Genomic DNA, 20,509 nt, shown 5'->3' on the forward strand with positions numbered 1-20,509 from the left:
CAGGCTGGAGCATGCGACATGCCGACCGCGAGTTCGGGCGCGGCGCACACGGGCCCGCAGGGCCCCGGCGAGACCGGCGGCGAGGACACCGGTGCCGATCACGCACCGGCCACACCCGGATCGGCCGGCCCCGGGCCCGCCGACGGCCGCCCACACGCAGACGACCGGGCGCACGCGGACGGCCATGCGCACACCGCGTCCGAGGACGCCGCCGGGCACGACCATCCCGGCGGTCCGGTGCCACTGACCCCGCCGCCGTCACCGGCCGCGTTGACCGATGCGGGTGACCTGCTGCGCGCGCTGGCCGCCCCGGTGCGGATCGCCATCGTGCTGCAGTTGCGGGACGGTGACCGGTGTGTGCACGACCTGGTCGACGCCCTGGACGTGACCCAGCCGCTGATCAGCCAGCACCTGCGCGTCCTCAAAGCGGCGGGTGTCGTACACGGTCAGCGCCGTGGGCGCGAGGTCGCCTACCGGCTGGTCGACGATCACCTTGCGCATATCGTGGTGGACGCCGTCGCACACGTGCAGGAGGAGGCGAAGCGATGAGCACTTCGACGAGCAGCTCGTCGGCGAAGAGCACCTCGGCGGGAGCCGAGGGTTCCAAGGCATCCGGCACGTCCAGGGCTCCCCTGCCGGGACGGAGGGCGACCCGGCAGCGCGCCGCGGTCGTGGAGCTGCTGTCCGAGGTGGACGACTTCCGGTCGGCCCAGGAGCTGCACGACGAACTGCGCCGCCGCGGCGAGGGCATCGGGCTCACCACGGTGTACCGGACGCTGCAGTCGCTCAGCGAGGCCGACGAGATCGACGTGCTGCGCACCGACTCCGGCGAGGCCCTGTACCGGCGCTGTTCGGACCACCATCACCATCACCTGGTGTGCCGCACCTGCGGCTACACCGTCGAGGTCGAAGGACCCGCCGTCGAGCGCTGGGCCGAGGCGACCGCCTCCGGCAACGGCTTCTCCGACATCAGTCACATGATCGAGATCATGGGCACGTGTTCGACCTGCACCCAGCAGCAGGCCGGCTGACCTCCCGGGGCTCGCACGGCCTCAGATCTCGCACGGGCTCAGGTCTCGTACGGCTGTTCCGGCCGGGGAATCCGCCGCAGGGTGCGCACCGCGACGTCGGGAACGTAGTCGCGCTCGCGCGTGTCGTCGGCGGGCACCAGCCGCCCGGTGACCTCGACCCACGTGTCCGAGGGCAGCAGGTCGGCCTGCCCACCGGTGAGACCGGTGCGCACGGCGAACGCGTCGGCCGCACAGCAGCTCATGGTCAGGCGCGCCAGCTGCGGGCCGTCGGGGGTCTGCACGACGAATCCGGTGAGCCGCACCGTGCGCCCGTCCAGTGAATCGCGTTCGTCCCACCCGGCGCGGGCGACGAAGTCGCCCACCGGCAGCGCCACGACGTCGCCGGGCGGGAGCGGGTCGAATGCGGTGTTGCCGGGTTCGGTGTTCTTCCGGGCACGCAGCACCGAATCGGCGCCGAGCGCCGGGGGCGCCACCAGCAGCACGGTCAGCACGGGGACGACGATCAGCCACGCCGAGCGCGCGGTGTGCTCGTGCCCGTCCGCCCCACCGCAGGCGTCCGCGGCACCGCCGTGGCCGGGTCCGCCGGAGACCCCGGAGACCCCGGAGCCGTCGGAGCCACCGGCCGCCGCACGCGCGCCCGCCCGGACGTCCCGCACGATCGCCACGCCCGCGAGCGCGATCATGACGATGCCCGCTCCGAACAGCCACGGTTGGTGCGTGGCCTTCACGTAGCGCAGGTAGTCGCCGGTCACGGCGATCTTCAGCAGCGCCCCGCCGAGCAGGAGCAACAGGATGTTCTGGGTCTCGCGTTTCACCGCACGCCTCCCAGGAAGACCAGCCCCGACACCACGGCGCACCCGATCGCCACCACGAACGTGACCGGTGCGAACCGCAGCGCGAACGCCCGCCCGAACGTACCGGCTTGCAGTGCGAACAGCTTCGCGTCGATGGCGGGGCCCACGACCAGGAACACCAGCCGCGGCAACAACGGCAACGCCGACAGCGACGCGGCGACGAACGCGTCGGCCTCGCTGCACAGTGACAGCACCACGGCCAGCACTGCCATGACCAGGACGCCGAGCACGATCTGCTCGCCCAGCGAGGAGAACCAGTCCGCGGGGATCACCACGCCGAAGGCCGCGGCGACCAGGGCGCCCAGCACGAGGAAACCACCAGCGTCGACGAGATCGGCCCTGGCGGTCTCGGCGAACACGCGCCACCGGTCGCGCCCGGCGACGTCGGGCAGCCGCCGTAGCGCCCGGTCGGCGATCCAGTCGAGTTTGCCCCAGCGCAGCCACAGCCAGCCCATGATCAGCGCCGTGGCCAGCGAACCGGCGAACCGGGCCGCCACCATGGCGGGCTCGCCCGGGAACGCGACGGCCGTCGAGACGAGCACGATCGGGTTCACCGCGGGTGCGGCCAGCAGGAACGCCAGGGCCGCGGCCGGGGCGACACCCTGTCCGATCAACCGCCGCGCCACGGGCACCGACGCGCATTCGCACCCGGCCAGCACCACACCCGAGGCACCGGCGACGCCGACGGCGGCCGAGTCCCGGCGCGGCAGCACGCGGCGCAGTGCGCGGGCAGGCACGAAGGCGGCGATCGCGCCGCTCAGGAGCACGCCGAGTACGAGGAACGGCAGCGCCTGCACACAGATCGCCACGAACACCGTCGCCGCCGTCTGCAGCACCGGGACGTCGACGGCCGCGCGGAGCTGGTCCTGCCCGAGGATCGCCAGCACCAGCAGCGCGCACAGCACCTGCATCGAGGTGACGCGCCACCGACGGCGCGGCCGGCCCGCACTGTCCGCACTGTCGACAACGGTTTCCATCAGTGCGCCATCATGCCAGGCGCCGACAGGCGCTCCCTCAGGCGTCGACGAGTTCCGAACGCACCTGCGAGGCCGTCGACACCACGAGCATCAGCAGCGTGCCGAGCGGCCCCGGGTCGAGACCCTGCGCGGGGAACGCATACCGCAGCGTGACGTCCATGCCGCTCTCGTTGTGCACGATGCCGAGCGTGCCGAACAGGCCCTGGCCGGCACGCTCGGCGACGACCGCGGCCAGTTTCTGGTCGTCGGGCAGGTCCCACGCCACGACGCACGTCAGGCTCAGCACCAGCAGGCCGTCGGCCAGCTGCATCGCCTGCACGACGCAGGGCACCTCGGAGTGCTTGAACGTGAGCGTGCCGTCGTCGTCGACCTGCACGTCGAGATAGTTCTCGAGTGCACCCTTGGCGGCGGCGAGCAGTTCGGCGGTGTCGGCGGCCTCAGAGGTCATGCGGTGTCCTTCCCGGGTTCGGCGGTGGTGTCGGCGGCGTCGGTGTCGTCGCTCTGGTCGACGGCGGCGCCGAACCGGCGGTCGCGCTTGGCGTATTCGAGACACGCGTCCCACAGCTGGGTGCGGTCGAAGTCGGGGAACAGGGTGTCCTGAAAGACGAATTCGGCGTAGGCCGATTCCCACAGCAGGAAGTTCGACGTCCGCAACTCGCCGGAGGGCCGGAGGAACAGGTCCACGTCCGGCATCTGCGGCTGATACAGGTACTTGGCGACGGTGCGTTCGTCGACCTTGTCGGGGTTGATCTTCCCCTCGGCCGCCAGCCGCGCGATCCGCCGTGCCGCATCGCCGATCTCGGCGCGGCCGCCGTAGTTGACGCACATGGTCATGTTCAGGCGCGTGTTGTGCTTGGTCTTCTCCTCGGCGGCCTCGAGTTCCTTGATCACGCTGCGCCACAGTTTGGGCCTGCGGCCCGCCCAGCGAATCCGCACGCCGATGGACCCGAGGTAGTCGACCTGGCGGCGGATCGTGTCGCGGTTGAAGCCCATCAGGAAGCGCACCTCGTCGGGGCTGCGCTTCCAGTTCTCCGTGGAGAACGCGTACACCGACAGCCACTCGACGCCGAGTTCGACCGCCCCGCCGGCGACGTCGATCATCACCGACTCGCCGCGCTTGTGCCCTTCGATGCGTGGCATGCCGCGCTGGTTGGCCCACCGGCCGTTGCCGTCCATCACCAGGGCGACGTGGTTCGGCACCAGCTCCTGCGGGATCCGGGGCGGCCGCGCGCCCGACGGGTGCGGGTCAGGAGCCCGCACCTCCGGTACGCGTGCCGTTTCGCGAGCCTTCCGCCGCACCTGTCACCTCCGCCTCACCGGGCTCTGCCGTCCCTGCCGTGTCCGTCCACGTCGTCGCGACCGTCCCGGGTGTCTCGGGTGTTTCGCCGTGGGAGGCCGCCCGCGACTCGCCGCCTGCCTCCCGGTCGTCCGCGTCCGGGTCCCCGGTCGCCGCGGTGGGTGTCACCGCGGTGTCCTGTCGTGCCGGGCCGGGTCGCTCCGGGTCGTCTCGTGCCGGGTCGTCTCGTGCCGGGTCGACCGCTGCCGGATCGGCGGCACCGGTGCCCGGATCGCCGGGGCCGTCGCCGCCGGGATGCGGGTCCGACCCTAACGCGGCGGTCAGCGGCGCCTCGCGGGCACGGCGTTCCACGAAGGGCAGCGAGCGCAGGCGGCGCTCCAGATGCCACTGCAGATGTGCCGCGACCAGGCCGCTGACGTCACGGCGCACGCCCGGGGTGCTGTCCTCGGCCAGGGGCCAGTCGCCGTGCAGCAGAGCGGCCATCACGACGAGCACGTCGGGCGCGGGATGCACCGCGCCGGGGACACGGCAGCGCGGGCACAGCAGGCCGCCCGCCTGCACGTGGAACGCGGCGTGCCGACCGCGTTCGCCGCAGCGGGCACATTCGGTGAGCGCGGGTTCCCACCCGGCGAACGCCATGGCGCGCAGCAGGAACGCGTCGAGCACGAGGGACGAGTCGCGCTGCCCGCCCGCGAGTGCCCGCAGCGCACCGACGACGAGGAGGTACAGCTTCAGCGCGGGCTGCTCCTCCTCGGCGGCCAGCCGGTCCGCGGTCTCCACGATGGCGGCGGCCGCCGTGTACGCCTGGTAGTCGCCGACGATCGGCAGCGCGAAGGCGTCGACCGTCTGCACCTGGGTGACGACGTCGAGCGTGCGGCCGGTGTAGAACTGCACGTCGACGTGGCCGAACGGCTCGAGCCTGGCGCCGAACCGGGAGGTCGTGCGCCGCACACCCTTGGCGACGGCGCGCACCTTGCCGTTGCGGCGCGTCAGCAGCGTGATGATGCGGTCGGCCTCACCGAGCTTGTGCACGCGCAGCACCACGCCGGTGTCCCGATACAAGCTCACCGGAACAGTTTCCCACGCCGGGGTGACAACGCCGTGATCAGCGGCGCCGAGGCGTGACACTCATCGCCGCGGGCGATGCCTACGGGGCGCCTTCACGATCCCGTGGAACGGAACCACTCCCCCGCGGGCACGCCGCGGAACACCCACCACGCGACGGTCACGACCACGAGCGTGATCAACGCAGCGTGCCCCGTGCGCCCTGCCGGCCACCACCGCCGTGCCCGTCCGGCTTCCCATCGAGCCAGAGCGAACAGCACAGCTGCCGCCAACGGCATCAGCACGGCGATCGCGAAGGCGTTGTGGCCGACGGCGGCGACCAGATCCCCGCGAAGCAGGTCACCGATGGCACGGCTGCCGCCACAGAACGGGCAGTCGATTCCGGTGAGTGCACGGAACCAGCACGGTATCGCCACAACGCCGGTGCCCAACGCCACGGCGATGAGCAGGCCGCCACCCGCGAGGCCCGGCGTGACACGCAGGGCGTGCCACGGCCGGATCACCTGCGGAGGGGTCATGTCAGTAGTTGACCGGCTTCGTCGAGATGACGTACGTCTTGGCGGCCTTGTCGTGCCAGCCCTGGCGCGCCTGCTCGTCGAAGAACGGCGAGAGATTCATGAGCAGCGACACCAGGCCCCCGATGCAGGGGATGATGCCCGGCGCCATCTGCGTCGCGACACGGCTGAACGCCGGACCGCTGCCGATTCCCGGTTGTTGCTGCATACTGCTCAACTCGGTCATGACCCGCAGGCCCGCGACGCTCTTGCCGACAGTAGCGCCCCGGGAACCGAGCATGAGGCCCTCGTACAGGACCAACCCGATGAACGGCAGCGGTGCCATCAACCAGATGATCCAGCCCAGGCCCGGATCGCTCGCGACGACGGCCAACTGGATGATCATCACGAGGATGCCGACCGGCATACCGATGATCAGACCGTCGACCAGCCTGGCGAGGAACCGGCTGCCCATGGTGCCGAGCACCAGCGGGCCGGTGTTCGAGAACTGGATCTGCGCACCGGGCACGATGATCCGGGCCTGCCCGGCCACCATCTGGCCACCCCCGAAACCACCGGGCTGCTGGCCGGGGAATCCGCCCGGCTGTCCGTACGGCGGCTGTCCGTACGGCGGCTGTCCGTACGGCGGCTGTCCGTACGGCGGCTGTCCGTACGGCGGCTGTCCGTACGGCGGCTGCTGACCGAAGGGCTGCTGACCGGGTGCCGGTTGCCCGTACGGCTGTTGCCCTGGCGCCGGTTGCCCGTACGGCTGCTGACCGGGTGCCGGTTGCTGAAACCCGCCGGACTGGGGATTCGGCTGCTGAAAGCCCCCCGACGGAGGCTGCTCGTACTGCCCCGGCACTCCCTGCCCGTACGGCTGACCCGGCTGCTGGCCCGGCTGCTGGCCGTACGGCTGCTGCCCCGGTGCGCCCTGGCCGTACGGCTGCTGCTCTTGGCCGGGCTGCTGGTTGTAGGGCTGCTGGTTGTAAGGATTGGTCATGCGGGTCCGTCTCCCCCTTGTGGCGATGATCGCGCGAGACAGTACCTCATGGACGCCCTCGGCGAGGTGTCCCATGACCTACGCACGGGCATGCCTGCCCGGAACGTCAATAACGTACCGGTTTGGTCGACACCACGTAGGTTCCGGCTGCCTTGTCGGGCCAGCCTTGGCGCGTGATTTCGTCGAAGAACGGCGACACGCCGACGAGCACCGTGATGAAGCCACCGAGACACGGCAACAGAGCCGGTAACGCAAGCGTCGCCGCACGGAGCAGACCGGCTCCGATACCCGGGCAACTGCCGGGACGGGTCGCCGAACGTTCCGTCACCACTCGCACACCGGCAACCGTCTTTCCGACGGTCGCTCCGCGAAGGCCGTTGAGCAGACCGTCGTAGACGAACCACACCACGACCACAGCCGGTGCGAGGAGCAGCAGCGTCCACCACAACCTCGGCTGTTCGACCACCACGGCGAACAGCAGCACGACGAACCCGACGCCGGCCGGCACACCGAGAATGACCGAGTCCACCAGACGTGCGACGAACCGGCTTCCCATCGTGGCGAGCACGAGTGGCGCGGTGCCCGGAAACCGGATCCACGCGCCCGGCGTGATGACCTCCGGACCGTCCACCCCGCCTCCGTACTGCGGCGGCAGGGACGCACCTCCGAACGAGTGGGGCGGGTAGGGGCCGGACACGGTGAGACCTCAGAAGCCCAGGCGGCCCAGCTGCTTCGCGTCGCGCTGCCATTCCTTCGCCACCTTGACGTGCAGGTCGAGATAGACCTTCGAGCCGAGCAGCGCCTCGATGTGCGTGCGGGCGGTGGCACCCACCTGCTTGAGCCTGCCCGCCTTGTGCCCCAGCACGATGGCCTTCTGGCTCTGCCGTTCGACGAACAGGTGCGCGTAGATGTCGACCATGTCGCCCGAGCCTTCGCGCGGGATCATCTCTTCGACCGTGACGGCGATCGAGTGCGGCAGTTCGTCCCGCACACCCTCCAGCGCGGCCTCGCGGATGAGCTCGGCCACCAGCCGCTGTTCGGGCTCGTCGGTGAGGTCGCCGTCCGGGTACAGCTGCGGCCCCTCCGGCAGCTGGCTCACCAGCACGTCGGCGACCGTGTCGAGCTGATAGCCACTGGTGGCCGACACCGGAACGAGCTCGGCCAGCTCCATCAGCTGCTGCAGCTCCAGCAGCTGCTCGGCGACGACCTCCGGCTTGACGAGGTCGGTCTTGGTGACGATCCCGACGACGGGCGTGCGCCGCGCGATCTTGGCCAGTTCCGCCGCGATGTACTTGTCCCCGGGGCCGATCTTTTCCCCGGCCGGCACGCAGAAGCCGACCACGTCCACTTCGGACCACGTGGCGCGGACGACGTCGTTGAGCCGTTCCCCGAGCAGCGTGCGCGGCCGGTGCAGCCCCGGAGTGTCCACAATGATCAGCTGGGCGTCGTCGCGGTGCACGATCCCGCGGACGGCGTGCCGCGTCGTCTGCGGCTTGGTCGACGTGATCGCGATCTTCGTGCCCACGAGCGCGTTGGTCAGCGTCGACTTGCCCGCGTTGGGCCGTCCGACGAAACAGGCGAACCCCGACCGGTGCTCGGCGGGCGTCTCCCGAAACCCCGTGTCCTGGATCCCGGCGTCCCGCAGCTTCGCGGCGAGGTCGTCGCCCGGCTCGTCCGTGCCGCCGTCGTCGTCCCGCCCGTGATCACCGGCTCCCGTCACCGGACGGTCTCCTGCACGTCCCCCGCCGGGTCGGCGCGCAGCACCGGTGCGTCGGCCGTCAGGTCGCGCACCGCGTGCACCGACTCCTCCGCCACGAGCGGCTCCGCCGTCACCACTGCCGCCGCCTCGAGTCCCTCGGCCCCGCTCGACACCGCAGCCGCCACCGCGGCCTGCACCGCCGTGAGCGTCAGCGACGGCAGGTCGATCGTCGCCGCCGCGTAGGTCCGCCCGTCGGTGTCGCGCACCGCCGCCCCTTCGGCGGCCTGGATCCGCGCCCGCGTCGAGCGCGCCAGAATGACGAGCTTCTCGTCCTCCGGGTCGAGGTCAGGCATGTTCGACGCTCCTATCGCTGTCACTCTCGTCGCTTCCGTTGGTTCGCTGCGGCCGGTCCGCGTTCTCATAAGTGCAGCGCACGACGACCGTGGTGATCCGCATCCGGCCACGGCGGTCCTTGCCGCCCTCGGCCCGCAGCCGCAACTCGCCGATCTCCGCCTCGGCGCCGGGCAGCGGCACCCGGCCCAGCCGCTGCGCCAGCAGCCCGCCGACCGTTTCGACGTCGTGATCGGACAGGTCGACGTCGAACAGCTCGCTCAGGTCGTCGATGCCCAGCCGTGCCGAGACCCGCACGGCGCCGTCGGCCAGTTCCTCCACGTCGGGCCGTTCCTCGGAGTCGGACTCGTCGGTGATCTCGCCGACGATCTCCTCGAGGACGTCCTCGATGGTCAGCAGCCCGGCCGTGCCACCGTACTCGTCGACCGCGATGACCAGGTGGTGCCGGGACACCTGCATCTCGTTGAGCAGACCGTCGAGCCGTTTCGAATCGGGCACGAACGCGGCCGGGCTCATGAGCTCCGCGACCGGCCGGGCGTTGCCGCCTGCGGCCATGGCCGCCTGCACCAGATCCTTCAGGTTCACCACACCGACGATGTCGTCGGCGGTCTCGCCGATCACCGGCAGCCGCGTGAACCCGGTCCGCATCGACAGGGCGAGGGCCTGCCGCACGGTCTTGGTCTGCTCGATCCACACGATCTCGGTCCGCGGCACCATCACGCCACGGGCCACGGTGTCGCCGAGTTCGAACACCGAGTGGATCATTTCGCGTTCGTCGGTACCGACGACACCGCGCTCACCGGCGAGGTCGACGAGTTCGCGCAACTCGGCTTCGGTGGTGAACGGACCCTCGCGGAAACCCTTGCCCGGCGTGATCGCGTTGCCGACCGCGATGAGCAGCCTGCTGAGCGGTCCGAGAATCGTGCCCAGCACACGGACGGGACCGGCCACGATCAGCCCGACGGGATAGGGGTGCTGCCTGCCGATCGTGCGCGGCCCGACGCCGACGAGCACGTAACTGGCCACCACCATCACCACGCCGGCGCCGGCGACGGCCAACCAGTCCTGCTGGAACCAGCGGATGCTGACGACGGTGACGAGCACGGTCGCCGTGAGCTCACAGGCGAGGCGCAGCAACATCAGCAGGTTGATGTGCCTGCTGCGCTCCCCGATGACGGCCACGAGCTGGCGCGCACCGGTGCGGCCCGCACGGACCATGCCCTCGGCACGCGCCTGCGACACGGCGCTCACCGCCGAGTCGGCCGCGGCGAAGACGCCGCCCAGCAGTACCAGCAGGACGGCCAGAATCAGGGCCGCGGTACTGCTCACGGTGTCTCCTGGTTCGTCCCTCCGTCGAGCCCGGCGGCGCCGAGCAGACGGTCGTCGACGCTGCGCTGCGCCTCCCGGCGGGACTCCTCCAGTTGCGCCGCCTGGAAGTCGGCGAGGATGCGGTTCTGCAGGCCGAACATCTCGCGTTCCTCGGCCGGCTCGGCGTGGTCGTAGCCGAGCAGGTGCAGCGTGCCGTGGACGGTCAGCAGGTGCAGCTCGTCCATCAGCGCGTGGCCCGCCTGCTTGGCCTGGTCACGCGCGAAGGCCGGGCACAGCACGATGTCGCCGAGCAGCGCGGCGGTGTCGTCCGGTGCGTCGGGCCTGCGGGTCCCTTCCATCTCTTCCATGGGGAACGCCATGACGTCGGTCGGCCCCGGCAGATCCATCCACCGCTCGTGGAGGTCCTCCATGACGTCGAGGGTCACCAGCAGCACCGACAGTTCGGCGAGCGGGCTCACCTCCATCTGGTCCAGGGCGAACCTGGTGGCCGACACGATCGACTCCTCGTCGACGCCGACTCCGGACTCGTTGGCGATCTCGATACTCACGCGCGATCCTCGCTGTGCTTGCCGTTGCCCGCGGACCTGCCGCGACCGCCGCCACCGCGCCCGTCCGCAGCGCCGGGAGCGGACGTCTCGCCTGCCGCTGCGTCCTGCGTGGCCTGCCACTTCTCGTAGGCGTCCACGATGTCGCCGACGAGCTTGTGCCGCACGACGTCACTGCTGGTCAGAGTCGAGAAATGCAGATCATCGACGCCGTCGAGGATCTCGCGCACGATTCGCAGTCCGCTGCGCTGTCCGCCCGGCAGGTCGACCTGGGTGATGTCGCCGGTCACGACGACCTGCGACCCGAACCCGAGCCGGGTCAGGAACATTTTCATCTGCTCGGGCGTGGTGTTCTGTGCTTCGTCGAGGATCACGAAGGCGTCGTTGAGCGACCGGCCACGCATGTAGGCGAGCGGGGCGATCTCGATGGTGCCCGCCTGCATCAGCCGCGGGATCGACTCGGGGTCGACCATGTCGTAGAGCGCGTCGTACAACGGCCGCAGGTACGGGTCGATCTTCTCGTTCAGCGTGCCCGGCAGGTACCCGAGCCGCTCTCCCGCCTCGACGGCCGGCCGCGTGAGGATGATGCGGTTGACCTGTTTGGCCTGCAGCGCCTGGACGGCCTTCGCCATGGCCAGATACGTCTTGCCGGTACCGGCGGGGCCGATACCGAACACGATGGTGTGCTGGTCGATGGCCTCGACGTAGCGCTTCTGGTTCAGCGTCTTCGGCCGGATGGTGCGCCCGCGCCGCGACAGGATGTCCATGCTCAGGACCTCGGCCGGGGACTCCGCGTTGCCCGCCGACAACATGCCGACGGTGCGGCGCACCGCGTCGGGTCCGAGCTGCTGCCCCTTGGAGGCGAGTGCGACGAGCTCGCCGAACGCCCGCTCGGCGAAGGCGACCGCGGAGGACTCGCCGGTCAGCGTGACCTCGTTGCCCCGGACGTGCACATCGGCGTCGAGCAGTTCTTCGATGACCCGCAGATTCTCATCGCTCGACCCGAGCAGCGCCAGCGTGGCCGCGTCGGGAATCGGGAGCTTCGAGCGCGCCTGCGTACCGCCGGTCTCGGGCGTCTGCTGCGGAACGGTTCCGGCCACGTGGCCTCTGGCCTGCCTTCTGCACTCATCGTGCCGGTCGGTAACGGATGTCTGCCTGCCATGCTAACGGCCGTACCGGCGCAAGGGCTCCCGGATTCTCGGCTCCCCGGTGCTCCCGGCGCGTGGTATCAGCCTTCGTCCGGCTTCTCCTGATAACGCCCGAAGAAGCCGAGCTGTTCCCCGCCCAGCACGTGGGCGTGGACGTGGAAAACGGTCTGCCCGGCATCGGCTCCGGTGTTGAACACGACGCGATAGCCGCTCTCCACCAGGCCGTCGAGGTCGGCGACCCGGTGTGCGGTGGCGATCACGTCGGCGAGCAGCGCCGGATCGGCCGCCGCGAGCTCGCCCACGTCGCGGTACCGCGTCTTGGGCACCACGAGCACGTGCGTGGCAGCCTGCGGGGAGATGTCGCGGAACGCCAGCGTGGTGGTCGTCTCCTCGACGATGTCGGCCGGGATCTCGCGCGCGATGATCCGCTCGAACAGGGTTTCCGACGGGTCGGGCTCACTCATGGCGGAAACTGTAGCTGGCCGGCACGAGGGCCTGCGGACACCGGCACGGCGGCGACGGCCGATATACCGCAGGCCGAAACACCGCGGCGCAGGTGGAACGTGGGGGACGCGTGCCACCCGCGCCGCGGCTCCGCCGGGCCGAGGGGGAGGTGCCCGGCGTGGTCTCGGCGTATCGGCCGGACGCGGCAGCGCCGAACACTGCAGCGTCGAACACTGCAGAGCCGACCGGCAGCGGATCCGACCGATCGTTAACCAGCGTAACTGTCGTGCCGTGGACGAGCGACCGTACCGACCGTTCGTCGACCGAGTGCATCGGTGAACGGTCACCATCGCGCGGTCAGCGCACCGAGGGCACCGAGGGCCACCGCGCCCGCCGTCGACGTCCGCAGCACGTCCGGACCGAGGCGCACGCCGACGGCGCCGGCTCGCGTGAGCGCCGTCAGCTCCTCGGCGGTGACGCCCCCTTCCGGACCGACGATCAGGTACAGCTCACCGCGGACGGGTAGCGCCACATCCTTCAGGCCGGCCTCGGCGGTCGCCTCCAGCAGGTACCCGCCGCCGGCCCCGGCCACGAGCGCCGCCAGGCCTGTGGTGTCGACCGGCTCGGGCACCTCGGGTACGCGTCCACGTCGTGCCTGTTTCGCCGCGGACCGCGCAGCGGTGCGCCAGCGGGCGAGCGCCTTCGCACCCCGCGGCCCGTCGTCCCACTTCGCGATGCTGCGGCTGGCACGCCACGGCAGGACGGCGTCCGCCCCCGCTTCGGTGGCCAGTTCGACGGCGAGCTCACCGCGGTCGCCCTTCGCCAGCGCCTGCACGATCGTCACCCGCAGCTGCGGCGGCGGGTCCTCGCGTCGCCCCAGCACCGTGACCTCGAGCGACGGATGCCGACCCGGTGCGACGGCGTCGACGGCACAGTCGGCGAGCCCGCCGGCGCCGTCGGACAGCGTCAGGCGCTCGCCCGCCCGGGTGCGCCGTACGGTCACCGCATGCCGCGCCTCCTCGCCGTCGAGCACCGCGTGCTCGCCCGGAGGCAGCGCGTCGACCAGGAACACCGGAGGCGTCGACTCCGGCGGCGACGACTCCCGGCCGGTCTCCCCGCCGGCACCGTCGCCGCCCGCGGTCACTTCTTCGCGCGCAGCTTGGAGAACAGCCCACCGCGGTGGGCGCCGCTGCCCGCGAGCTCGGGCGCCTCCTCGCCGCGCAGCTTCGCCAGCTGCCGGATCAGGTCCGCCTGCTCCTCGTCCACCTTCGACGGCACCACGACGTCGACGTGGACGTGCAGGTCTCCCCGGCCGTCGACGCGGCCGGACGACCGCAGCCGCGGCATGCCCTTGCCGGTGAACACGAGCTCGGTCTCCGGCTGCGTGCCCGGTTCGATCTCGACGTCCACCTCACCGTCGATCAGCGTCTCGAGCGGCACGGACGCACCGAGCGCAGCGCTGGTCATCGGGATCCGCAGTCGGCAGTGCAGGTCGTTGCCCTGGCGTTCGAAGACCTCGTTCGGTTCCTCGTCGATCTCGACGTACAGGTCGCCGGCCGGACCGCCGCCCGGACCGACCTCACCCTGCCCGGACAGGCGGATGCGCATGCCGTCGCCGACGCCGGCCGGGATCTTGGTCGAGACGTTGCGACGGGCGCGCACGCGACCGTCGCCGCTGCACTTGCGGCACGGGTCGGTGATCTTCTCGCCGAGGCCCTGGCACGCGGGGCACGGCCGGGCGGTGACGACCTGGCCGAGGAACGAGCGCTGCACCGACTGCACCTCGCCCTGACCGCCGCACGTGTCGCACGTGGCCACCGAGCCGTTCTCGCCCATGCCGGCGCCGCGGCACTCGTCACACAGCACGGCCGTGTCGACGGCGATCTCCTTGTCGATACCCGTCGCGCACTCTTCGAGCGTCAGCTGCAGCCGGATCAGCGCGTCCGACCCGGGCTGGACCCGGCTGCGCGGCCCCCGGCCCCGGCCGCCACCGCCGGCCCCGCCGAAGAAGGCGTCCATGATGTCGCCCAAGCCACCGAAGCCGCTGAACGGGTCGCCGCCACCGCGGCCACCGCCCGCACCGGCGCCGCCGTCCATCGGGTCGCCACCCAGGTCGACGACCTTGCGCTTCTGGGGGTCGGACAGCACCTCGTAGGCCGTCGTGACCTCGCCGAACTTCTGTTGCGCGTCCTCGGACGGGTTGACGTCGGGGTGCAACTCACGCGCGAGCTTGCGGTAGGCCCGCTTGATCTCCTGGTCGCTCGCGTCCTTCGACACGCCCAGAGTTCCGTAGTAGTCCCTCGCCACCGTTTCGACGTCCTCCTAGTACCGCACCTGAAACCGGGGTCAACCGCCGGCCAGGATCCGGCCCACGTAATTGGCCACCGCGCGTACCGCGGCGATCGTCCCGGGGTAGTCCATCCGTGTCGGACCGACCACACCCATGCCACCCAGCAGCAGATCATCGGACCCGTACCCGATCGATACGACCGACGTGCTCCGCATCTGCGCGTCTTCATTCTCCTCACCGATGCGCACCGTGACCGAACCGGGGTTGCGTGCGGCGGCCAGCAGCTTCAGCACGACGACCTGTTCCTCGAGCGCTTCGAGCACCTCCCGCAGCGAGTCGGGGAAGTCGGCGACGCTGTTGGTCAGGTTCGCCGTCCCGCCGAGCACGAGCCGGTCCTCGGGGTCCTCGACCAGCGATTCGACCAGCGTCGTGGCCACCCGGGTCATGACCTCGCGCAGCTCCGGAGGCCCCTGTTCGGGCAGTTCCGACACCTTTGCCGCCGCATCCGCCAGTTTACGGCCCGCCAGCGCGTTGTTGAGCTGGTCGCGCAGTAATGCGACGGATTCCTCACCGAGGACGTCGCCGAGTTCGACGGTGCGCTGATCGACCCGGCCCGTGTCGGTGATCAGCACGAGCATCAGCCGCGCCGACGTCAGCGGCACGACCTCGACGTGCCGCACGGTCGAGTTGGTCAGCGTCGGGTACTGGACGACGGCGACCTGGCGGGTGAGCTGGGCCAGCAGGCGCACGGACCGGCGCAGCACGTCGTCGAGGTCGTTCGCGCCGTCCAGGAACCGGTGGATGGCCCTGCGCTCGGCCGTGGAGAGCGGCTTGATCTCCGAGAGCCGGTCGACGAACAGCCGGTACCCCTTGTCGGTGGGGATCCGGCCCGCACTCGTGTGCGGCTGGGTGATGTAGCCGTCCTCCTCCAGCGAGGCCATGTCGTTGCGCACCGTGGCGCTGGAGACAGCGAGGTCGTGCCGGTCGACCAGAGCCTTGGAACCGACCGGCTCCTGCTCGGACACGTAGTCGGCGACGATCGCGCGCAGCACCTCGAAGCGCCGCTCGTCCGCGCTGGCCAACAAGCACCTCCTCACCCGTCACGGCCGGACTGCCCGGCGGTGTCGGCCGCGCCGACGACGCCGCAGCCTCTCACCCGCCGAGTTTACGGGGCGCTCGTGGCCGACGGGATCACGTGTTGCCGGGAAAGCGCAGGTTGACGCCGCCGCTCGCGGCGCCCGCCGTCGAGGGCCACCGCGAGGTGACGACCTTGCGGCGGGTGAAGAAGTGAAAGCCCTCGGGGCCGTAGGCGTGGCTGTCGCCGAACAGCGAGTCCTTCCAGCCGCCGAAGCTGTAATAGCCGACCGGCACCGGGATGGGCACATTGACGCCGACCATGCCGACCTCGACCTCGCCCGTGAACCGGCGGGCGGCACCGCCGTCGCCGGTGAACACGGCGGTGCCGTTGCCGTAGTGGTTGGCGTTGATGAGCTCCACGGCTTCGTCGAGCGAGGCGGCCCGCACGACCGACAGCACCGGGCCGAAGATCTCGTCGGTGTAGATCGGCATCTCCGGCCGCACCCGGTCGAACAGTGTCGGGCCGAGCCAGAACCCGCCACCGTCGATGCCGGGTTCGCGGCCGTCGACGGCCAACGTGGCACCGGCATCGAGACCGGCGTCGATGTAGGAGGCGACCCGTTCCCGGTGGGCGGCCGTGACCAGCGGCCCCATCTCCGAGTCCGGTTCCCTGCCGTCGCCGACGCGCAGGCCGGCGATCCGCTCGGTGAGCTTCGCCACGAGCTCGTCGCCGATCGGATCGACCGCCACGACGACCGACACGGCCATGCACCGCTCCCCCGCCGAGCCGAAGCCCGCCGACACGGCGGCGTCGGCCGCACCGTCGAGGTCGGCGTCGGGCAGCACCGCCATGTGGTTCTTCGCACCTCCCAGGGCCTGGCAGCGTTTGCCCGCGGCGGTGGCCTTCTCGTAGACGTACCGCGCGATCGGGGTGGAGCCCACGAACGAGACGGCCTCCACCCCGGGGTGGTCGAGCATCGCGTCCACGGCGGCCTTGTCGCCGTGGACGACGTTCAGCACGCCGTCGGGCAGGCCCGCCTCGGCGAGCAGCTCCGCGATCAGGAGCGAGGCCGACGGGTCCTTCTCGCTCGGTTTGAGGACGACGGTGTTGCCGCAGGCGATCGCGTTGGGGACGAACCACAGCGGCACCATCGCGGGGAAGTTGAACGGCGAGATCACGCCCACCACCCCGAGCGGCCGGGCCGTCGAGTGCACGTCGACGCCCGTGGAGGCGTTCTCGCTGAACTCGCCCTTCAGCAGCTGGGGTGCACTGCAGGCGTACTCGACGTTCTCCAGTGCCCGTGCGACCTCGCCCGCGGCGTCCGAGACGACCTTGCCGTGTTCGGCGGTGATCAGCCGGGCGAGGTCGTCCTGCCGCTGCGCCAGCAGTTCACGGAACCGGAACAGCACCCGGGTGCGGCCTGCGAGCGAGGTGTCGCGCCATGCCGGGAAGGCGGCGGCCGCGGCGCGCACGGCCTCGTCGACCTCCGCGGTCCCCGCGAAGTCCACGTGGGCCTGCACCGTGCCGGTGGCCGGGTCGAACACCTCCCCGGTGCGCTCGGCGGTTCCGAACCACGACTTGCCCGCTATCCGATGGGTGATGTGTTCGCTCACGACGTACTCCTCGGCGTTCGATGCGGTCGGATGGGCGGGTGCGGGCCGGGCGGTGCGGGCCGGCATGCGGGCCGGTTGTGCGTCCGGTGGGCTCAGACGGCGGCGATCGACTCGCCGAGGATGCCGAGCGCCTCGGTGACCTCCTCCGAGGTGAGCGTCATCGGCGGAGCGAGACGCAGCACGTTGCCGTACAGTCCGCCCTTGCCGATGAGCAGACCGCGCGCCTTGGTCTCCTCGAGGACGCGGCCCGCCGCGGCCGGATCCGGCTCGTCGCCGCCGGGCCGCACCAGTTCGATCCCGATCATCAGGCCCTTGCCCCGCACGTCACCGACGAGGTCGTGGCGGCTCTGGATGTCCCGCAGGCCCGCCATCAGCGTCGCGCCCTGTTTGGCGGCGTTGCCCTGCAGATCGTGGTCGAGCACGTAGTCGAGCGTCGCCTGCGCCCCCGCGGTGGCCACGGGGTTGCCGCCGAACGTCGAGATCGAGTTCGCGCCGAGGCAGTCCATGATGTCGCCGCGGGCGACGACGCCGCCGATGGCCAGGCCGTTGCCCAGCCCCTTGGCGAACGTCATGACGTCCGGCGTCACGCCGTGCGCGTCGATGCCCCAGAAGTGCTCGCCCGTGCGGCCCCAGCCGGTCTGGACCTCGTCGGAGATCAGCAGGATGCCGTGTTCGTCGAGCACCTCCTTGAAGGCGCCGAGCATCCCGTCGGGCGGCGTGGAGAAACCACCGACGCCCTGGATCGGCTCGGCGATGAACGCGGCCACGTCACCGGACGTGCTGGTGCGCAGCACGTCGCGCAGGTCCTCGGTGCAGGCATCGATGTAACCGGCGTCGTCGAGCCCGGCGAACGGGCCTCGGTAGCGGTACCCGCCGTGCACGTAGCCGACCTTCACCGGCGACAGCGAGCTCGCCGACCAGCCGCGGTTGCCGGTGATGCCGACCGTGCCGAACGCCCTGCCGTGGTAGGAGTTGCGCAGCGTCAGGATCTGGTTGCTGCGCCGGTACTGCGTGGCCAGCATCAGCGCGGTCTCGTTGGCCTCGGTGCCGGAGTTGGTGAAGAACACCTTCGCGTCCGGGATGCCGGACAGCTCGGCGATCCGCTCGGCCAGTTCGACCTGCTTGCGGATCAGATACAGCGTCGAGGTGTGCAGCACACCCGTGTCGAGCTGCGAGCGCACGGCGTCGGAGATCTCGGCCACGTCGTAGCCGATCGCGTTGGTGAGGATGCCGGCGAAGAAGTCGAGGTAGGTCCGGCCGTCGCCGTCGGTGACCCGCCTGCCGCTCGCGCGCACGATCTCGATCGGCTCGTCGTAGTAGAGCGCCATCCAGCTCGGCAGCACGGCGCGGTGTCGTTCCAGCAGCGGGCTCTCGAGCGGGTGGCGGTGCGGCACGTCCGGTTCCGTCATGACCCCGAGTTTCGGCGCGCCGCACGGGCCGATGCCACCCACAATCTGTACGTACTCCCCCGGCGGACCGTACAGTCTGCCGTTCGGCACGTCCCTCGTGGAGGTGACATGTATCCGACGGTCGGCGACGTACTCGCACTGCCCGTGATGCGCCAGGGTGGGCCGCATGTCGTGGCGGGCTCCGACGGCCTCGACACGCCGGTCCGGTGGGTCCACGTCGCGGAGATCGCCGAGATCGCGCCGCTGCTGAAAGGCGGCGAACTGGTACTCACCACCGGAGTCGCCCTGCCGGACGACGACGCCGCACTGGCCCGGTACGTCGACGACCTGGCTGCGGCCGGTGTGTCGGGCGTGGTGGTGGAACTCGTGCGGCACTGGCACGACCGGCTCCCGCAGGCGCTGGTCACCGCGGCGGACAAGCACCGGCTGCCACTGGTGACACTGTCACGCGAGACCCGGTACGTCGCGGTGACCGAGGCGGTGAACGGACTCATCGTCGACGCCCAGGTCGACGAACTGCGCGCGGCCGCTCACGTGCACGAGACGTTCACCGAGCTGACCGTCGCGGGCGCCGAGCCGCACGTGGTGCTGCGCGAGGTGGCCCACCTGACCGGGCATGCCGTCGTCCTGGAGACGCTCGCCCACGAGGTGGTGGCCTACGACGCGGCCGGTACCGACCCGGCCGAGCTGCTCGCCGACTGGCGGACTCGGTCACGGCAGGTGCGGACCGGCGAGCGCACGGGTTACGACCGCGCCTCGGGCAGGCTGGTGGCGATCGTCGGTGCGCGCGGCCGCGATTGGGGGCGGCTGGTGCTGCTGTGCGGGGATCAGCCGCCGCACCGGCACGTCGTGGTGGCCGAGCGCGCGGCGTCGGCCCTGGCCGTGCATCACCTGCTGGCCGCGAGCGGCGACAGTCTGGAGCGCCAGGCCCACCGCGACGTGCTCACGCAGCTGCTCGCCACGCCGTCGACGGTCACGCCGCTCGCCGAGCTGGTCGCGCGGGCCGAGGCGCTGCACGTTCCGCTGACCGGGCACCGGCTGATCGGCGCAGCGATCCGGCCCCGGCTGCCGGACCTGCCGGGACCGGCCGCGGCGGCGTCCACCGGGCCGCTGCTGCGCGACCTCGCCGAAGCGACCGCGCTCGCGGCCCGGCGTGCCCGCGTGGCCGCGCTCGTGGCCGATCTCGACGGCATCGGCGTGCAGGTGCTGTTGGCGCTCTCACCCCGGGCCGACACGGACGCGGTGCTGCGCAGGCTCGCCCAGGAGGTGCGGCAGGCCAAACATTCGGTACCGCTCGTGCTGGCCGTCGGCACCGCCGTGGACGCGCCCGCAGAGGCCGGCCGGAGCCTCGCCGAGGCAGGCCACGTCGCGTCCGCCGCACTGCACCGCGACCAGCACCCGCCTGCCGGCTACCACCGGCTTGACGACGTGCGCCTGTACGGATTGCTGCATCTGCTCTCGGACGACGACCGGCTCGATGCCTTCGCCCGGCGGGAGCTCGGCCCGTTGCTGGCGAAGGACGCCGCCACCGGGAGCAGGCTCGTCGAAGCCCTCCGCCGATTCTGCGACCACGGCGGCAACAAGTCGGCGGCGGCCGCGGCGGCACACACCTCGCGAACGGCCTACTACCAGCAGCTGGCGCGCATCGAACAGGCGTTGGACGTCTCGCTCGAAGACCCGTCGTCGCTCGTCTCGCTGCATGTGGCGCTGCTGATTCACGACGTACTGGGAGCCGACTAGCAACGGGCCCTGGTGACTGGATGCGGCGAGGTCGCCGCGATTTCTCCCACACATTTCCGGAGCGCGTCGCCGGGCCGATGTGCAGATCGATTCGGTTGGATATGAACCGGGCGACCATACACTGTTCCCGCTTGTCGCCGCGGAA

Annotated in this window: 21 protein-coding genes and 1 pseudogene; 3 read left to right on the plus strand and 19 right to left on the minus strand. The window is 71.1% G+C overall.

The window, feature by feature from the left end:
- Positions 1 to 237: 237 nt before the first annotated feature.
- A complete protein-coding gene (locus LY41_RS23760) occupies positions 238 to 549 on the plus strand; it encodes an ArsR/SmtB family transcription factor (protein WP_253862843.1) in 312 nt (103 codons plus the stop codon).
- Positions 546 to 1,031 (plus strand): Fur family transcriptional regulator, encoded by a 486-nt coding sequence (locus tag LY41_RS01525; RefSeq protein ID WP_372493049.1) that lies wholly within the window; start codon positions 546 to 548, stop codon positions 1,029 to 1,031. The genes LY41_RS23760 and LY41_RS01525 overlap by 4 nt, the downstream gene beginning before the upstream one ends.
- Positions 1,032 to 1,069: 38 nt before the next feature.
- Here LY41_RS01525 and LY41_RS01530 read toward each other — a convergent pair whose 3' ends face one another.
- The 19 genes and pseudogenes from LY41_RS01530 to LY41_RS01620 form a co-directional block, all read right to left on the minus strand.
- On the minus strand, positions 1,070 to 1,846 hold the full coding sequence (locus LY41_RS01530; RefSeq protein ID WP_253861998.1) for a TIGR03943 family putative permease subunit: 777 nt from the start codon (positions 1,844 to 1,846) through the stop codon (positions 1,070 to 1,072).
- Positions 1,843 to 2,862, minus strand: coding sequence for a permease (locus tag LY41_RS01535; RefSeq protein ID WP_253861999.1), 1,020 nt, complete (start codon positions 2,860 to 2,862; stop codon positions 1,843 to 1,845). The genes LY41_RS01530 and LY41_RS01535 overlap by 4 nt, the downstream gene beginning before the upstream one ends.
- A 37-nt stretch (positions 2,863 to 2,899) precedes the next feature.
- Positions 2,900 to 3,310, minus strand: coding sequence for a YbjN domain-containing protein (locus tag LY41_RS01540; protein ID WP_253862000.1), 411 nt, complete (start codon positions 3,308 to 3,310; stop codon positions 2,900 to 2,902).
- The gene (locus LY41_RS01545; protein ID WP_253862001.1) at positions 3,307 to 4,161 is read right to left on the minus strand and encodes an isoprenyl transferase; all 855 of its coding nucleotides are present in this window, start codon (positions 4,159 to 4,161) and stop codon (positions 3,307 to 3,309) included. The genes LY41_RS01540 and LY41_RS01545 overlap by 4 nt, the downstream gene beginning before the upstream one ends.
- Positions 4,162 to 4,447: 286 nt before the next feature.
- A pseudogene (recO, locus tag LY41_RS01550) lies at positions 4,448 to 5,227 on the minus strand (DNA repair protein RecO); the annotation flags it as partial.
- A 92-nt stretch (positions 5,228 to 5,319) separates the two neighbouring features.
- Positions 5,320 to 5,742 carry a DUF2752 domain-containing protein gene (locus LY41_RS01555; RefSeq protein ID WP_253862002.1) on the minus strand — a complete coding sequence of 141 codons (423 nt, stop codon included), beginning with the start codon at positions 5,740 to 5,742 and terminating at the stop codon, positions 5,320 to 5,322.
- 1 nt (position 5,743) lies between these two features.
- Positions 5,744 to 6,718: an RDD family protein gene (locus tag LY41_RS01560; protein WP_253862003.1), complete on the minus strand. Its 975-nt coding sequence runs from the start codon at positions 6,716 to 6,718 to the stop codon at positions 5,744 to 5,746.
- Positions 6,719 to 6,824: 106 nt separating this feature from the next.
- Complete coding sequence (locus tag LY41_RS01565) at positions 6,825 to 7,415, minus strand: RDD family protein (RefSeq protein ID WP_253862004.1); 591 nt, start codon at positions 7,413 to 7,415, stop codon at positions 6,825 to 6,827.
- A gap of 9 nt (positions 7,416 to 7,424) precedes the next feature.
- The gene (era, locus tag LY41_RS01570; protein WP_253862845.1) at positions 7,425 to 8,348 is read right to left on the minus strand and encodes a GTPase Era; all 924 of its coding nucleotides are present in this window, start codon (positions 8,346 to 8,348) and stop codon (positions 7,425 to 7,427) included.
- An 86-nt stretch (positions 8,349 to 8,434) separates the two neighbouring features.
- Positions 8,435 to 8,770 (minus strand): cytidine deaminase-like protein, encoded by a 336-nt coding sequence (locus LY41_RS01575; protein ID WP_253862005.1) that lies wholly within the window; start codon positions 8,768 to 8,770, stop codon positions 8,435 to 8,437.
- The gene (locus LY41_RS01580) at positions 8,763 to 10,097 is read right to left on the minus strand and encodes a hemolysin family protein (protein ID WP_253862006.1); all 1,335 of its coding nucleotides are present in this window, start codon (positions 10,095 to 10,097) and stop codon (positions 8,763 to 8,765) included. The genes LY41_RS01575 and LY41_RS01580 overlap by 8 nt, the downstream gene beginning before the upstream one ends.
- On the minus strand, positions 10,094 to 10,645 hold the full coding sequence (ybeY, locus tag LY41_RS01585) for an rRNA maturation RNase YbeY (protein ID WP_253862007.1): 552 nt from the start codon (positions 10,643 to 10,645) through the stop codon (positions 10,094 to 10,096). Before ybeY ends, LY41_RS01580 begins: the two co-directional genes overlap by 4 nt.
- Complete coding sequence (locus tag LY41_RS01590; RefSeq protein WP_253862008.1) at positions 10,642 to 11,742, minus strand: PhoH family protein; 1,101 nt, start codon at positions 11,740 to 11,742, stop codon at positions 10,642 to 10,644. Before LY41_RS01590 ends, ybeY begins: the two co-directional genes overlap by 4 nt.
- 128 nt (positions 11,743 to 11,870) lie before the next feature.
- A complete protein-coding gene (locus tag LY41_RS01595; protein ID WP_253862009.1) occupies positions 11,871 to 12,254 on the minus strand; it encodes a histidine triad nucleotide-binding protein in 384 nt (127 codons plus the stop codon).
- Between the two features lie 323 nt (positions 12,255 to 12,577).
- Positions 12,578 to 13,378 carry a 16S rRNA (uracil(1498)-N(3))-methyltransferase gene (locus tag LY41_RS01600; protein WP_253862010.1) on the minus strand — a complete coding sequence of 267 codons (801 nt, stop codon included), beginning with the start codon at positions 13,376 to 13,378 and terminating at the stop codon, positions 12,578 to 12,580.
- Positions 13,375 to 14,541 carry a molecular chaperone DnaJ gene (gene dnaJ, locus LY41_RS01605; RefSeq protein WP_253862011.1) on the minus strand — a complete coding sequence of 389 codons (1,167 nt, stop codon included), beginning with the start codon at positions 14,539 to 14,541 and terminating at the stop codon, positions 13,375 to 13,377. The genes LY41_RS01600 and dnaJ overlap by 4 nt, the downstream gene beginning before the upstream one ends.
- Before the next feature lie 39 nt (positions 14,542 to 14,580).
- The gene (hrcA, locus tag LY41_RS01610; RefSeq protein WP_253862012.1) at positions 14,581 to 15,606 is read right to left on the minus strand and encodes a heat-inducible transcriptional repressor HrcA; all 1,026 of its coding nucleotides are present in this window, start codon (positions 15,604 to 15,606) and stop codon (positions 14,581 to 14,583) included.
- Positions 15,607 to 15,715: 109 nt separating this feature from the next.
- On the minus strand, positions 15,716 to 17,215 hold the full coding sequence (locus LY41_RS01615) for a CoA-acylating methylmalonate-semialdehyde dehydrogenase (RefSeq protein WP_253862013.1): 1,500 nt from the start codon (positions 17,213 to 17,215) through the stop codon (positions 15,716 to 15,718).
- A gap of 92 nt (positions 17,216 to 17,307) precedes the next feature.
- Entirely contained in the window at positions 17,308 to 18,624 is a 1,317-nt protein-coding gene (locus LY41_RS01620) for an aspartate aminotransferase family protein (protein WP_253862014.1), read from the minus strand.
- A 108-nt stretch (positions 18,625 to 18,732) separates the two neighbouring features.
- Here LY41_RS01620 and LY41_RS01625 point away from each other — a divergent pair, with 108 nt between their 5' ends.
- Entirely contained in the window at positions 18,733 to 20,364 is a 1,632-nt protein-coding gene (locus LY41_RS01625; RefSeq protein WP_253862015.1) for a PucR family transcriptional regulator, read from the plus strand.
- Positions 20,365 to 20,509: the final 145 nt, after the last annotated feature.

The organism is Prauserella halophila, from assembly GCF_024171895.1.
Taxonomy (GTDB): domain Bacteria; phylum Actinomycetota; class Actinomycetes; order Mycobacteriales; family Pseudonocardiaceae; genus Prauserella; species Prauserella halophila.